The organism is Streptomyces sp. NPDC043685 (genome assembly GCF_056436585.1).
On sequence record NZ_JBWKCH010000005.1, the window covers coordinates 120,299 to 135,223 of the forward strand.

The following is a 14,925-nucleotide window of genomic DNA, read 5'->3' on the forward strand; positions in this document are numbered from 1 at the left end:
TCACTCGGCCTCCGCTGCGGGGGTCTCGGAGTCGGTCGTGTGCCGCGCCGGAGCTGCGGCGGGAGCCGGTGCCGACGGCTCGTCCGGGGATCCGGCGGGCTCGAGGGGTTCGAGCTCGTCGGGCCGGAAGTAGTGGAAGCGGCCGTACCAGTTGTTCAGTTCGGCGGCCGGGTCGTCGTCGAGGGTGACGGCGAGGTGCACGCTGCCGTCCACGTCGTGGAAGACGGCGGCGACCTCGGCGGTCCGTCCGGCAAGGAACATGTCCTGGGCATCGGCGCCGCGTCCCCGGGGGCGGAGTCGCACGCGGCTGCCGCCGGCCAGGGGGACACCGTCGACGAGCACGGTGTCGCTGGTCGGCGAGAAACCGTCGTCGGCGCCCTCCTGCCACCAGGCGGGACGGTCGGCGAGCGCCTCGGGAGCGACCGGTGCCAGGGAGGCTTCGGCGTGCTGCGGCCGGTCGGCGAGCGCCTCGGGAGCGGTCGGTGCCGGGGAGGCTACAGCGCCCTGCGGCCGGTCGGCGGGGGTCGTGGCGGGGGCCGGTGCCGGGGAGGCTACGGCGCCCCGGGGCCGGTCGGCGGGGGGCGTGGGGGCGGCCGGTGCCAGGGAGCGGACCGCGCCGTGCAGCCGTTCGAAGACCTCCTGCGGCATGGTGTCGACCCGGTCGAGGATCGCCGCCGCCCGTGGGTCGGTGGCCCGCGCCTCGCGCTTCTCCTCGTCGGTCAGCAGCATCGTGCGCAGGGTGAGGATCTCGTCGATCTCCGCCGCGTCGTGCATGTCGCCCGGGCTCTCGGGGGCGACCTGGGGGTGGTCGGGCAGGATGATCGGCGCGGACAGCACGACACGGCCGGCCTCCCCGGCCTCACCGCCGAGGACGGGGAAGGTGAACTCGTTGCGGCACGCGCGCGCGAGCGCTTGCAGGTCCGTCGGCGGGTCGATCAGCGAGACGAACTCCACCCCCTCGCCCCCGATGAGGGTGTGGGTGGCGATGAGGGCCCGGCGCAGCGCCTCGTCCCGCGCGGTGCCCGGTGGCGGGGCGGGCGCGGTGTTCGTGGTGTGTACGCGGATCCGGCAGAGACCGTCGGAGAGCCGCTCCGCGGTGACGGTGGTCTCGGCCCGGATCTCCTCGCGGCTGCGCACCACCCGCCCGGCGCCTTCGGCCAGTGGCTCAATGTCCTGTCCTGCCACGGCGCCCACCGCGACGGTGTGCCCGTCCCGGAGGAGTACGTCGAGCGGGACCTCGGCCTCGCACTCGCGCGGCAGGGCCTCGTCGAAGGTCAGGTGCACCGTGCCGTCGCCGGTGCGCAGCGACTCGACGGGGCCGCGGCCGGCTTCCTCCACCTGCTTGCGCTGCATCTGGAGGTAGCGCACCCGCACACGTACGCGGGCACGGTCCGGCCGGCCGACCCGCAGCAGGCACTCGGTCCGCTGGTACCAGGAGTCGGCGGAACCGGAGACACCGGGGGTGACGGGGCCGTCCGCCTCCACCCAGTCCCGGGGGAACAGCACGCCGAACTGCCAGCGGACGCGGTTCTTGGCGGAGGAGCGGCGGTAGGGGTAGAGGAGGTAACCCTCGTAGAGGACGGCGTCGGCGACGGCGCTGAGCTGCTCGAACACGCCCGTGTCCCGGCCCGCTCCGCCCTGTGCGGCAGCGCTTCTCCTGCCGTCCTCGGCCAGTGCCTCCGCCATCGCGCCTCCTCGTCCCTGGGTGTGCACGCGCATCCCTTCCACCACGGTCACACCGCTCATCCACGGTCGCCTCCTCCGGCGCAGCGGGATTGGGCCGTTCGGGGTGGTCGAGGGGGCGCGGGGCAGGAGCACGGCGGCGACCGCGTAGGACACGGCCGGGACGATCCGGGTGAGCGGGGCGGCGGCCGGGCCGGCGAGGGACAGTGCGGTGAGGGCGACGGTGGTCACCGTGACGGTGCATCCGGATGGCACACGTCACCCGCACGAACCGGCGCGTCCAGGGAAGGCGTTACGTCATGGACCAGCCCACGCATCACCCCCGCCCCACCACGAGCCCCGCCGTCACGACCCTGGCCGACCCGCTGGTCAACAAGGGCACCGCCTTCAGCCGGCGCGAGCGCGTGGAGCTAGGACTCGACGGGCTGCTGCCGCCCGCCGTGGAGACCCTGGACGAACAGGTGGCCCGCGCCTACGAGGCGTTCCACGGCTACGACAAGCCCCTCAACCGGCACATCTACCTGCGACAGCTCCAGGACACCAACGAGGTGCTCTTCTACCGCCTGGTCACCGAGTACCTGGAGGAGCTGCTGCCCGTCGTCTACACACCGACGGTGGGCGAGGCCTGCCAGCGGTTCAGCGAGATCTACCGGCGGCCCCGCGGTCTGTTCCTCACCTGGGAGGACCGGCACCGCTTCCGTGACATCCTGCGCAACCGCCCGCACCGGGACCACGACGTGGACGTCATCGTGGTCACCGACGGGCAGCGCATCCTGGGCCTCGGCGACCAGGGCGTCGGGGGCATGGGCATCCCCATCGGCAAGCTCAGTCTCTACACGGCGATCGGCGGCATCCATCCCGCCCGCACCCTGCCGATCCTGCTCGACGTCGGCACCGACAACAAGGCCCTCCTCGACAACCCCCGCTACCTGGGCCGCCGCGCCCGGCGGCTGACCGGCGCCGAGTACGACGAGATGATCGAGGCGTTCGTCTCGGCGGTCGAGGCGGAGCTTCCCGGGACGCTGCTCCAGTGGGAGGACTTCGCCACCGCCCACGCCTACCCGATCCTCTCCCGATACCGCGACCGGCTGCTGACCTTCAACGACGACATCCAGGGCACGGCGGCCGTCACGCTCGGCGCCCTGTCCACCGCGGCGAACGTGGCGGGCACCCCGCTGCCCGAGCAGCGTGTGGTGATCCTGGGCGCGGGGTCGGCCGCCATCGGCGTCGCCGAGATGATCCGTACGGCCATGGTCGACGAGGGCCTGTCCGAGGACGAGGCCACGGCACGGTTCTGGATCCTCGACGTCGACGGCCTGCTGGTGTCCTCGCGTTCCGAACTGACCCCGCAGCAGCGGGCGTTCGCCCGTGACGACAGCGAGGTGGCGGACTGGGAGGGCACCGGCCTCGCCGAGGTGGTGCGCCGTGTCGAACCGACGGCGCTCATCGGCCTGTCGACGGCTCACGGCGCGTTCACCGAGGAGATCGTGCGGCAGATGGCCTCGACCTGTGAACGGCCCGTCGTCTTCCCGCTCTCCAACCCCACCTCGCACTCCGAGGCCGATCCCGCGGACCTCACCCGCTGGACCGACGGCCGGGCGCTGATCGCCACCGGTTCGCCCTTCCCGCCGCTGACGGTCGACGGGCACGAGGTGCCGGTGGCGCAGTCGAACAACGTGTACGTCTTCCCGGCGATGGGCCTCGCGGTGACCGCGAGCGGGGCCACCCGGGTCACCGACCGCATGCTCGTGGCCGCGGCCCGGGCCGTCGCGCGGTGCGCGGTCCGGGCGGCGGACGGCGAGGACGGCCCGGTGCCGTTGCTGCCGCCCCTGAACGGCATGCGGGAGTCCGCCCGCGAGATCGCCCTGGCCGCCGCTCTGGCCGCCGTCGAGGACGGGGTGGCGCCGCAGGCCACGGAGGACGAGCTGCGCGAGGCCGTGGCCCGGGCACAGTGGACGCCCCGCTACGAGGACTAGGAGCCTGGGCCGGTCTTCCGGAGTCGTACTGCCGAACGGCGCGGCGGTCGGCCCCGGAGGCACCGGTCCTCGGTCGGCCGTCCCTCAGCCGACCCGGATGCCCACGATGCACGTGTCGTCGTCGGTGTCCGACTTGCTGTAGGTCAGGAGACGGTCCAGCTGCTGGTCCAGCGTGGTGGGCGCCGAGCGGGCGGTGGTCAGGAGGTGGGTCAGCGACTCCTCCACCGGTCGGTCGCGGCGTTCGACCAGACCGTCCGTGTACATCAGCAGCGTGTCCTCGGGAGCCAGTTGGAGCTCGGTCTCCTCGTACACGGCCTCGGGGACGGCGCCCAGCAGCAGGCCCTTCACCAAGGGCAGGGGGGCCGCTTCGGTGTCCCGGACGAGCACGGGCGGCAGGTGACCCGCCCGGGCCCAGCGCAGCGTCCGCGTCACCGGGTCGTACAGCCCGCACACCGCGGTCGCGGTGACGGCACCGGTCAGATGGTGCGCCACGATGTTGAGCCACGACAGCAACTGGGCCGGACCGGCGCCGGTCACCGCCAGGCCGCGCAGCGCGTTGCGCAGGACGACCATGCTGGTGGCGGCCTCGATGCCATGGCCGGCCACGTCCCCCACGCACAGCAGCACCTTGCGGGACGGCAGGACGACGGCGTCGTACCAGTCGCCGCCCACCAGCTGCTCGGTCTCGGCGGGCCGGTAGCGGACGGCCACCTGGAGCCCGGACACCTGCAACGGAGCCTGGGTGGGGGGCATGATGGCGTGCTGCAACTGCAGGGTCAGCCGGTTGCGTTCGGTGGCCTGCTGCTCGGTGTGCGCCAGCTGGTCGCGGGTGGCCGCGAGCGCCACCTCGGTCCAGTGCTGGGCCGAGATGTCCTGGTAGGCACCGCGGATCAGGAGCAACCGGTCGTCGGTGTCGAGCACCGGCTCGGCGACGATCCGGATGTGCCGGGTCACCCCGTCCGGCCGCTGCAAGCGGAAGGCGGCGGCCGCCGGACGCCGGTGGTGCAGCAGCGTGCGCAGGAAGCGGCGGATCGAGACGCCGTCGTCCGGGTGGGCGTGGGCCGGCAGTTGCTCCAGGGCGATCGGGGTGCTCGTCTGCGGGCGGCCGTAGAGGTCGAAGAGCTGTCCGTTCCAGGTGATCTCACCCGTGAGCACGTTCTCCTCGAACCCGCCGATGCGGCCGAGCCGTTGGGCGTGCTGGAGCAGGCTCGCCAGGCGTGCCGTCTCGTCCTCGATGCGCCAGATGAGGAGGACCGACATGCCGTGGCGGCTGATGCTGATGTCCGCGATCGCCGACAGGGGGACCTGGTCGACGAGGGCGGTGAGGTTCATCCGGCGGGCCCGGAAGGGTTCACCGGTGGCGTAGACCCGCTCGACGCGCTGGAACAGCTCGCTCTCCCCGACGGCCATCGGGTAGGCCTCCAGGAGAAGCGCGCCGTTCACGACCGCTCGCGGCCGGCCCGCGGGGTCCATGAAGCGGCTGTTGACGTGCTGGATGCGGAAGTCCACCAGGTGGCCGTCCGCGTCCAGGTGCGGCACCAGGACGAGGGCGGGGTCGTACAGTCCGTCGGCCAGGTCCATCAGCTCGGCGGCGTCCGGCAGGACGCGCGGCTCCTGGGCCGCCCCCTGGGGAGCCGTGTACAACTCCAGGGTGTGCGCGCACAGTTCGGCCAGCGCCTCCACCTGGCGGACGATCTGCGGGGGCTGCGGTTCCAGCGGCGCCGGCCAGGCGATCTCCAGGACGCCGTGGATGCGCCCTCCGGTGCCGGCGGGCAGGGCGACCCGGCCGCCGTCCGGGTGGTGGTGCAGCCCGATGGTGGGCAGTCCGGTCGCGGCGAGGGTGGTGATCCACTGTCCCTCGCGCTCGATGAGGCCCCGCCGTGCGACGGTCACCACGTCCGGCGGGACGTAACGCCAGCGCGCGGCCTCGGCCGGTGAGAAACCGGCGCTGCCCGCCAGGGTGAGCGAACCGTCGGATCCCACGGCCCATACGGCCACCGCCACCGCGCCGAGGGGACGCAGCGCCTGCTCCAGCAGGGCGTCGGCCACGGCCTGGGTGTCGTCCGCCGCCAGTACGCCGCTCTCGGCGGCGCGCAGGCGTACCGCGGCCGACTCGCTCTCGGCTTCGTCGGCGGCCTTGGTGGCGGCCAGGAAGGCGTCCGTCACCTCGGACATCCGGTCCCGGGCGGCCTGGTTGATGACGTCGACGGCGAATTCCAGGGGGGTGACCTGGGATTGCTCGGCCAACTGGGCGAGTTGCCGGGCGGCCTGGGCCGGACCGCACTTCAGCCGCTCGACCAGCACACCCTTGGCGAGCTCGATCAGCGCCCGGCCCTCGGCCTCGGCCTGGGCGGCCCGCACTTCCCTGCTGAGCCGTTCGACGGTGGCGGCGAGCCGGCCCACCGGGGTGGCGGGCGAGAGCTCGTCGAGGTCCGCCGGCTGGTCCTCGCCGGACGCCGTTGCCATGCCGTCAGGGGCGCTCCCGCCGAGGGCCTCGCCGTCGGCGGCGCCCGCACTCGGGGACTGGCCTTCAGGCGCCTGTGTTTCGAGGGTCTTCGGCTCCTCGTCGGCGCTCAGGGGCGGCGCCTCGGACGGCACCGCCGCCGGGGACGTCTCCGGACCGGCGGCCGGGCCGGGCTTCGGCTCGCCGCCCTGTCCCGGTTCGCGCGGCTGCTCGGACATGCTCACGGTGTGGAAGCTCCTCGGCTGGAGCGCCCTGGGGCGCGGTACGGCGGGCGCTGCGAGGCGCCCCGCCCGCGGGTGTGCGGGCCGGGCGCCGGTGTGCTCATGCGGGCAGCCAGCGTCGCACGCAGGCGATGAGGTCGCGTGTGTCGACGGGCTTGGTGACGTAGTCGCTGGCTCCCGAGGCGAGACTCTTGTCGCGGTCCCCGGGCATCGCCTTCGCCGTGACGGCGATGATGGGCAGCTCGGCGTACTGCGGCATGCGGCGGATCTCGGCCGTCGCGGTGTAGCCGTCCATCTCCGGCATCATCACGTCCATCAGCACCAGTGCGACGTCGGGGTTGTTCACCAGTGTCTCGATGCCCCTGCGCCCGTTCTCGGCGTGCAGGACGCGGAAGCCGTGCAGCTCCAGGATCCCGCTCAGGGCGAAGAGGTTGCGCGCGTCGTCGTCGACGACGAGGACGGTGCGGCCGGCCGACGTGTCGTCGACGGAGGGCGGCGTCAGCGGCTGCTGTCCCTCGGTCCGCACGAGGGACAGCACGTCCCCGGGTTCCTCGGCGGACAGGTGCAGCGCGATGCGCTCACGCAGTTCGTCGAGGCTGGACAGCAGCTCCAGGGCGCCGCCCGCCGAGCGGGACAGCAGCGTCTCGTCCAGGGGCCCGTCCGTGGGGTGGCTGCTGTGCACCAGCACCGGAACGCTGGTGAGCGCCGAGTCGCCTTCCAGGGCCTGGAGGAAGCGGGACGCCTCGCCGTCGCGCATGCCCAGTTCCAGTACGACGCAGTGGCACGGCTCGGACGCCAGCGCACCGGCCGCCTCCTGGGCGCCGACGGCGGTGATGATGTCGACTGCGGGCCGCTGGGCGCCGTCGGTGCGGCCGTGCGTCAGGTCGGCGACCACGCTCTCCGCGACGAGGGTCAGCAGACCGCGCGAGCGCTCCTCCACGACGAGCAGGCGGCGCGGCCGGGGGCCGGGCCCGATCTGGGGCACCGGCACCGAGCCGGACACGCCCTGGGGCAGGGGCTCGGCCGAGGAGCGCTCCGGCGTTCTGCCGTGACCGAGCAGTTCCTCGAAGTCGGGGCGGGCCACCGGCAGGAAGAGCGTGAACGTGCTCCCCTGGCCAGGCGTGCTCTGCACCGACACGGCGCCGCCGAGCAGCTGGGCGATCTCCCGGGTGATGGACAGGCCGAGGCCCGTGCCTCCGTACTTGCGGCTCGTGGTGCCGTCCGCCTGCTGGAAGGCGCCGAAGATCGTCTCCAGGTGCTGCTCGGGGATGCCGATGCCGGTGTCCTTGACGCGGAAGGCCACCACGGCGGCGCCCCGGACCACGCCCTCGGGCACCTCGTCGTCCGACGCGGGCTCGATGCTCAGTTCCACGCCGCCCTGCTCGGTGAACTTCACGGCGTTCGACAGGAGGTTGCGCAGCACCTGGCGCAGCCGGGAGTCGTCCGTGAGCACGTCCACGGGCGCGCCCGGGGCGGTGGTCACCGTGAAGTCCAGGCTCTTCTGCGTCGTCATCGGCCGGAAGGTGGCCTCGACGTACTCGATGAGCTGGCGCAGCGTCACCCGCTCGGGGCTGACGTCCATCTTTCCGGCCTCGACCTTCGACAGGTCGAGGATGTCGTTGATCAGCTGGAGCAGGTCGGAACCGGCGGAGTGGATGATCTGCGCGTACTCGACCTGCTTGGGCGTGAGGTTGCGGGAGGGGTTCTGCGCCAGCAACTGGGCGAGGATGAGCAGGCTGTTGAGCGGGGTGCGCAGCTCGTGGCTCATGTTGGCCAGGAACTCCGACTTGTACTTCGAGGCCAGCGACAGCTGCTGGGCGCGGGTCTCCAGTTCCTGGCGGGCCTGCTCGATCTGGAGGTTCTTCGCCTCGATGTCCCGGTTCTGGGCCGCGAGCAGGGAGGCCTTCTCCTCCAGTTCCGCGTTGGAGCGCTGGAGTTCCTCCTGCTGCACCTGCAACTCGGTGGAGCGGGCCTGGAGTTCGACCGTGAGGCGCTGCGACTCGACCAGCAGCTCGTCGGTGCGGGCGTTGGCCACGATGGTGTTGACGTTGACGCCGATGGTCTCCATCAGCTGGGCGAGGAAGTCCCGGTGGATCTGGGTGAAGGGTGTGACCGAGGCCAGCTCGATGACGCCGAGGACCTGACCCTCGACGACGATGGGCAGCAGCACCAGCGCGCTCGGCACCACTTGGCCGAGGCCCGAGGAGATGGTCACGTAACCGTCGGGCAGCTCGTCCACCATGATGGTGCGCCGGCTGCGCGCGGCCTGGCCGACCAGGGTGCGGCCGAAGGCGATACGGGTGGGCCGGCTGCTCTCCTCCGGATAGCCGTAGGAGCCGACGAGCCGCAGTTCGGGCCCGTTGTCGCCGTCCTCGGCGAGGTAGAAGGCGCCGTACTGGGCCGACACCAGCGGGACCAGCTCGTCCATGATCAGCTCGGCGACCACGGGCAGGTCTCGGTGGCCCTGCATCAGGCTGGAGATGCGGGCGAGGTTGGTCTTGAGCCAGTCCTGCTCCTGGTTGGCCCGGGTGGTCTCGCGCAGGGACTCCACCATCGAGTTGATGTTGTCCTTGAGCTCGGCGACCTCGCCGGACGCCTCCACGTTGATCGAGCGGGTCAGATCGCCCTCGGCGACCGCGCTGGTGACCTCGGCGATGGCCCGTACCTGCCGGGTCAGGTTGCCCGCCAGCTCGTTGACGTTCTCCGTCAGGCGCTTCCAGGTGCCGGAGACACCTTCGACCTCGGCCTGTCCGCCGAGGCGGCCCTCGGTGCCGACCTCGCGGGCGACCCGGGTGACCTCGTCGGCGAACGCGGACAGCTGGTCGACCATCGTGTTGATCGTCGTCTTGAGTTCGAGGATCTCCCCGCGGGCGTCCACGTCGATCTTCTTCGACAGGTCGCCCTTGGCCACGGCGGTCGTCACCAGCGCGATGTTGCGCACCTGGCCGGTGAGGTTGTTGGCCATGGAGTTGACGTTGTCGGTGAGGTCCTTCCAGGTGCCGGCGACGTTCGGCACGTGCGCCTGGCCCCCGAGACGGCCCTCGGTGCCGACCTCGCGGGCGACGCGGGTGACCTCGTCGGCGAACGCGGACAGCGTGTCGACCATCGTGTTGATGACCTCGGCCAGCGCCGCGACCTCGCCCGCGGCCTCCACGGTGATCCGCTGCGACAGGTCGCCGCGCGCCACGGCGGTGGCGACCTGGGCGATGGAGCGGACCTGACCGGTCAGGTTGGACGCCATCACGTTGACGTTGTCGGTGAGGTCCTTCCAGGTGCCGGAGACCCCGCGCACCTGGGCCTGTCCGCCGAGGCGTCCTTCGGTGCCGACCTCGCGGGCGACGCGGGTGACCTCGTCGGCGAACGCGGACAGCTGGTCGACCATCGTGTTGATGGTGCTCTTCAGCTCCAGGATCTCGCCGCGCGCGTCCACGGTGATCTTCTGGGAGAGATCGCCCTTGGCGACGGCGGTCGCCACGAGCGCGATGTTGCGGACCTGGCCGGTGAGGTTGCCGGCCATGAAGTTCACGGAGTCGGTGAGGTCGCGCCAGGTGCCCTTGACGCCCTTGACGTCCGCCTGGCCGCCGAGGCGTCCTTCGGTGCCGACCTCGCGGGCGACCCGGGTGACCTCGTCCGCGAACGCGGACAGCTGGTCGACCATCGTGTTGATGGTGCTCTTCAGCTCCAGGATCTCGCCGCGCGCGTCCACGGTGATCTTCTGCGAGAGATCGCCCTCGGCGACCGCGGTGGTCACCTGGGCGATGGAGCGGACCTGGCTGGTGAGGTTGCCCGCCATGTGGTTCACGGAGTCGGTCAGGTCGCGCCAGACACCGGCCACCCCGGGCACCTGGGCCTGTCCGCCGAGGCGCCCCTCGCTGCCGACCTCGCGGGCGACGCGGGTGACCTCGTCCGCGAAGGCCGACAGCTGGTCGACCATCGTGTTGACGGTCTCCTTCAGCTGGAGGATCTCGCCGCGGGCGGGCACGTCGATCTTCTGGGACAGGTCGCCCTTGGCCACGGCCGTGGCCACCTGGGCGATGTCGCGGACCTGTGTGGTCAGGTTGCCCGCCATGGCGTTGACCGAGTCGGTGAGGTCGGCCCAGGTGCCCGAGACGCCCGGCACCTCCGCCTGACCGCCGAGTGTCCCCTCGGTGCCGACCTCACGGGCCACACGGGTCACTTCGGAGGTGAAGACGGACAGCTGGTCCACCATGCCGTTGAAGACCTTGGCGATGTCGCCCATGAGGCCGTCCGCGTCGTCCGGCAGGCGGGTGCCGAAGTCTCCGTCGCGTACGGCTGTCAGACCGGCCAGCAGCCGTCGCAGCTCCTGGTCGCCCGGTACCGCATCGACAACCCCAGTGCTGTCGCTGGTCATGCGCACCCTCGTTCCGCTCCCCAAGAGCCCTCGGAAGGCGAGGACTCGGAACCCACCGGACCCGATGGGCGGCCCGGTTGCCGTGCAGATACCCCCACCGTCACGGATGTGTATGTGATGTGGAAATACGCCGCAGGTTAACCCACGTTTCGAACGCTGAACAAAGCAGGAGCCGCCATCCCGGCCGAACCACGGCGCCGGGCCCGCGAACACCCCGGCACGACCCTGGCGGGACCTCCGGTGGGAGTGTCGTCCACGGAGGCGACGTTCCGGTCACGCCGCGCGTACGGCGTGGGGGACGGCTCAGGACGCGGCGGCGTCGTCGACCGTCTCCCTGATCTCCAGAAGCCCGTCCACCCCGGTGATCTCGCACAGCCGCCGCAGCTGCGGTGACGGCGCGACCACGCGCAGGGTGCCCGACCGGTGGGTGAGGATCAGCAGATTCAGCAGCGTCGAGTCCGCGAAGGTGATCCCGGAGGCCTCGACGATCACCTTCGGAAACGCCTCGGCCGCGGTTTTCAGCGCGTCGGCCAACGGCGTGATCGTGTCCATGTCGTACGAGCCGCGGGCCGTGACGACACAGGCACCGCGCCATGCGTACTGCGACACCAGAACCCCGCCCGAAGCGTGCGCGACGGCCGGTTCCGACAGCGCCTCACCGCCGAGGTCGCGCGTGAGCGCGGGCATGCCGGCTTCGTCCCAGGGCACCTTGGGGGCTCCTTCTGTGAGTCTCCCCGAAGGGAGCACGTCATGTGTTGCATGAAAAGTATGTCACGTATCTTCGTTCCGGCAATGATGAGCCCCTAAAATGCTGCGCATGGTAGGAGTGCCCGAACCCCACACCGGATGGACGTTCATCACCAGCCACGCTCGCGTCCTGGCGGTCATCGCCGACAACCCGAACGTCCGCATCCGTGAGATCGCCGCCCGCTGCCGGCTTACCGAACGCGCCGTCGCGCGGATCATCGCCGACCTCGAGCAGGACGGTTACCTCTCCCACACCAGGGACGGACGGACGAACAGGTACCGCATCGAGCCCGACAAGGTGCTCCGCCACCCGGCCGAAGCCGGCCTCTCCGTGGCTTCCCTGCTCTCCCTGCTGGTGCAGGACGAGACCGACCGCGTCAGGGAGCCGGTCGCACAGTGACCGTCACCGCGGGGCTCTCACCCCGCTCCTGACGCCCAGCGGAGTCCTCACCCCGCCACCAGCGTCTCCACCAGGGCGGTCATGGCGGGCCGCGGGTCGGGAGCGCCCGGCCAGCCGGTCATCAGCAGGTGGTGCGCCGTACCGACGACGGCGAGGGCCACGGTGTGCGGGACCAGGGTCTTCGCCACCCGGCCGAGCTTCTGCTCGTCGGCCAGATAACGGGTGAGGGCGTCCTGGATCGCCGTGAAGCCGGGCGCCCCGCCTTCCAGCGCCTCGCGGATCCGCAGAGCGGCCGCGGGACGGGCCATGGCGACACCTGAGAGGGCGAGGCCGCCGGAGTCGAACAGCGCGAGGGCGACCGCTTCGACGTTGTGCGCCACCGCGCCCTGCCCGACGAGCCGCGCCAGTTCCTGCGCCTGGGCCGCCGTGCGCGCGAACCGGTCGAGGCAGAGCTCGGCCACGAACTCGTCGAACCCCGCGAAGTGCGCGTGCAGCAGTCCTTTGGCGCAGCCCGCCTCGGCGGTGACGGCCCGACTGGTGAGGGCGCCCGGCCCGCCCTGCTCCACGACACGCTCGGCGGCCGCGAACAACCGCTCGCGCACGTCCGGCGTCGCCACGCCACGCGGTGACACGCTTCCTTCTCCCCTTCACCCGACAGGCCCCGGCTTCACCCTGACAGGCCCGACTCCCCGGATTCTACCGGGATTGCATGAATGGGCGCACGCCCATACCGTATGGGCACACGCCCATTCTCTGTCGCCCACCGCAGGAGGCTCTCGTGCCGGACGTCGTCAACATCGATCAGGAACAGGCGTGGAACGGTCCCGAGGGCGCCCATTGGGCACGCCACCAGGACCGCTGGAACGCCGTGAACGGAGGCTTCGACGAGCCCCTGCTGAACGCCGCCGGGGTCTGCGCGTCCGACCGGGTCCTCGACCTCGGGTGCGGCTCGGGAAAGACCACACGCCTCGCCGCGCTGCGGGCGCCCCGAGGGCACGCGCTGGGTCTCGACCTCTCCGCTCCGATGCTGGCCGCGGGGCGGTCCCGCGCGGAACGTGAGGGGATCACCAACATCTCCTTCGCCCGGGGCGACGCCCAGGTGCACCCCTTCGCGGCGGGCGGGTTCGACGCGGCGATCAGCCGCTTCGGGGTGATGTTCTTCGCCGACCCCGTGGCGGCCTTCCGCAATGTCCACCATGCCCTGCGGCCCGGCGGGCGCCTGGCGTTCGTCTGCCCGGCCGACGCCGGCCTCAACGGCTGGGTGACGGCGGTGGCGTCCCTGCGCGACATCCTGCCGGTGGGTGACTTCGGGAAGCCGGGGCTGCCCGGCATGTTCTCCCTGGCCGCTCCCGAGCGGGTCCATGACGTCCTCGGCGCGGCCGGCTTCACCGGCATCGGCCTCGACCAGGTGCACAGCGACGGGGTGTGGGGACAGGGCGCCGAGGACGCGGCGGAGTTCCTGCTGGGCACGGGCCCCGGCCGTCACCTGCTGCGACAGGCGGACGCCACCACGCGGGCCCGCGCCCTCCGCACCCTGACCAACCATCTGCGCGACCACGTGGCAGCGGACGGCACGGTGCGGCTGCGCAGCACGGCCTGGCTGGTCACAGCCGGCAGCTGAACCCGTCACATCGCCGGGCCGATAATCGGTTGCTCGATGAAGAGCGACCCGCGTCGCCGTACTGGAGAGGCCTGCGCATGAGTACGCCACCATCGCCGCTCGAAGAGCGTCGGACCGACGGACCTCCCGTCCGGGTCGGGGTGCTCGCTCCGCTGACCCGGCCCGGCTGGGCCGAGGCGGGCCACCAGTTGCTCACAGGCCTCGAGCTGGCCGTCAGCGATGTCAACGACGCCGGGGGGATCGTCGGCAGGCCGCTCGAACTGCTGGTCCGGGACACCGCCGCCGATCCGGAGAAGGCCAGGGCGGCCGTCGAGGAACTCGCCCGCCTGGGTGTGGCCGCCCTGGCGGGCGAGTACCACAGCGTGGTCGCCCGCGCCGCCGCCGCGACGGCCGACGCGCTCGGGCTGCCCTTCCTCTGTTCGTCGGCGGTACTCGACGCGCTCACCGAACAGCCGACCGACCGGGTCGCGCGGCTGTCCCCGCCGCAGTCCCGCGGCTGGCGCGCCTACGCCGACTTCCTCCTCGGCGCGGGCCGCTCCCGGATCGCCGTGGCGACCGAGCCGAGTGTCTACTGGGCGTCCGGGACTCACATCCTGCGGGAGTACGTCGTTCCGCGCGGTGGCAGTGTCCTCGAACTCGACGCCCGTGCCCTCGCCCCCGCGGCCCTGTGCGACGCGGTGGCGGACAGCCGGGCTACGACGCTCCTGCTCCTGGTGGGCAACCCGGAGCCCGCGGTGTCGATCGTCAGGTCCGTCCGCGGTGACCGGCGCCTCGCCGAGGTCCTGATCGGCGCTCCGGCCGGACAGCCGGAGTTCGCCGCATGGGCGAGCCTGCTGGGCGAGGACGGCGCCGCGATCCCGTTCCTGCGGTACCTGCCCGAGCGCCTCGGCCCCCTGGGCACCCGAGTCGAGACAGACTTGCGCCGGCGCCTGGCCGGAGCGCCCTCCTTCGTCGCCTTCGAGGGCTACGACACCCTCACCGTGCTCGCCGCGTCGCTGCGGTCTCACGGCACGGACCGGGCACGCATCGCCGCGGCCTGGCCGCACGTCACGGTCGAAGGCACCCGCGGACGGGTCCGGTTCTCCCGCGTGCCGGGCACCGGCGTGTGGCAGTGGGCCGACGCGCCGATCCAGGTCGTCGACCGGGATCCGGCGGCACCCGACCGCTTCCGGGTCCTGCACACCGGCTGAGAGGCGGGATCTGCGGTCCTCTGCTGCGGCAAGCGGCTGGAACCAGCCGCGGCTGCGCGGCTGCCGGCCCGCGCAGCGGGGGCGGCAGACGCAACGTGCGAGGTGTTTCTACCTCTTCTTCCCCTTGATCAGGAAGAATGCGATGACAGCGCCTCCGAGGAGCAACATGACGATGGTTGCCGGCCAGTTGTCTGTTATCGCCGCTGCCTGTGGGTACATTTTTTCCTCCTGCATAACCTCTCCGGCGAGAA

Annotated in this window: 9 protein-coding genes; 4 read left to right on the plus strand and 5 right to left on the minus strand. The window is 72.0% G+C overall.

What is annotated here, in order from left to right; translation table 11 throughout:
• Positions 1 to 1,686, minus strand: coding sequence for a hypothetical protein (locus AC0665_RS17565; RefSeq protein WP_478705491.1), 1,686 nt, complete (start codon positions 1,684 to 1,686; stop codon positions 1 to 3).
• Between the two features lie 296 nt (positions 1,687 to 1,982).
• Here AC0665_RS17565 and AC0665_RS17570 point away from each other — a divergent pair, with 296 nt between their 5' ends.
• Positions 1,983 to 3,659: an NAD-dependent malic enzyme gene (locus tag AC0665_RS17570; RefSeq protein ID WP_478610098.1), complete on the plus strand. Its 1,677-nt coding sequence runs from the start codon at positions 1,983 to 1,985 to the stop codon at positions 3,657 to 3,659.
• A gap of 84 nt (positions 3,660 to 3,743) precedes the next feature.
• Here AC0665_RS17570 and AC0665_RS17575 read toward each other — a convergent pair whose 3' ends face one another.
• The 3 genes from AC0665_RS17575 to AC0665_RS17585 all read right to left on the minus strand — a co-directional run bounded on the left by AC0665_RS17575 (position 3,744) and on the right by AC0665_RS17585 (position 11,424).
• Positions 3,744 to 6,125 carry a SpoIIE family protein phosphatase gene (locus tag AC0665_RS17575; RefSeq protein WP_478705492.1) on the minus strand — a complete coding sequence of 794 codons (2,382 nt, stop codon included), beginning with the start codon at positions 6,123 to 6,125 and terminating at the stop codon, positions 3,744 to 3,746.
• Positions 6,126 to 6,444: 319 nt separating this feature from the next.
• Positions 6,445 to 10,716: a HAMP domain-containing protein gene (locus tag AC0665_RS17580; protein WP_478610097.1), complete on the minus strand. Its 4,272-nt coding sequence runs from the start codon at positions 10,714 to 10,716 to the stop codon at positions 6,445 to 6,447.
• 303 nt (positions 10,717 to 11,019) lie between these two features.
• Entirely contained in the window at positions 11,020 to 11,424 is a 405-nt protein-coding gene (locus AC0665_RS17585) for an STAS domain-containing protein (protein ID WP_478610096.1), read from the minus strand.
• A 109-nt stretch (positions 11,425 to 11,533) separates the two neighbouring features.
• Here AC0665_RS17585 and AC0665_RS17590 point away from each other — a divergent pair, with 109 nt between their 5' ends.
• Positions 11,534 to 11,863 (plus strand): helix-turn-helix transcriptional regulator, encoded by a 330-nt coding sequence (locus AC0665_RS17590; protein WP_468638323.1) that lies wholly within the window; start codon positions 11,534 to 11,536, stop codon positions 11,861 to 11,863.
• Between the two features lie 47 nt (positions 11,864 to 11,910).
• Here the strand turns inward: AC0665_RS17590 and AC0665_RS17595 are convergent, their stop codons facing one another.
• Positions 11,911 to 12,495 (minus strand): TetR/AcrR family transcriptional regulator, encoded by a 585-nt coding sequence (locus AC0665_RS17595; protein WP_478610095.1) that lies wholly within the window; start codon positions 12,493 to 12,495, stop codon positions 11,911 to 11,913.
• Between the two features lie 146 nt (positions 12,496 to 12,641).
• Between AC0665_RS17595 and AC0665_RS17600 the strand changes: the two genes are divergently transcribed.
• Both AC0665_RS17600 and AC0665_RS17605 read left to right on the plus strand, forming a co-directional pair.
• Complete coding sequence (locus tag AC0665_RS17600) at positions 12,642 to 13,484, plus strand: methyltransferase domain-containing protein (RefSeq protein ID WP_478705288.1); 843 nt, start codon at positions 12,642 to 12,644, stop codon at positions 13,482 to 13,484.
• Positions 13,485 to 13,561: 77 nt separating this feature from the next.
• Positions 13,562 to 14,674, plus strand: coding sequence for an ABC transporter substrate-binding protein (locus AC0665_RS17605; RefSeq protein ID WP_478705289.1), 1,113 nt, complete (start codon positions 13,562 to 13,564; stop codon positions 14,672 to 14,674).
• The last annotated feature ends 251 nt before the right edge of the window (positions 14,675 to 14,925 follow it).

Bases quoted from the DNA above. Each gene is read 5' to 3' on its own strand.
- AC0665_RS17565 (WP_478705491.1), bottom strand. From the start codon at position 1,686: ATGGCGGAGGCACTGGCCGAGGACGGCAGGAGAAGCGCTGCCGCACAG.
- AC0665_RS17570 (WP_478610098.1), top strand. From the start codon at position 1,983: ATGGACCAGCCCACGCATCACCCCCGCCCCACCACGAGCCCCGCCGTC.
- AC0665_RS17575 (WP_478705492.1), bottom strand. From the start codon at position 6,125: ATGGCAACGGCGTCCGGCGAGGACCAGCCGGCGGACCTCGACGAGCTC.
- AC0665_RS17580 (WP_478610097.1), bottom strand. From the start codon at position 10,716: ATGACCAGCGACAGCACTGGGGTTGTCGATGCGGTACCGGGCGACCAG.
- AC0665_RS17590 (WP_468638323.1), top strand. From the start codon at position 11,534: ATGGTAGGAGTGCCCGAACCCCACACCGGATGGACGTTCATCACCAGC.
- AC0665_RS17605 (WP_478705289.1), top strand. From the start codon at position 13,562: ATGAGTACGCCACCATCGCCGCTCGAAGAGCGTCGGACCGACGGACCT.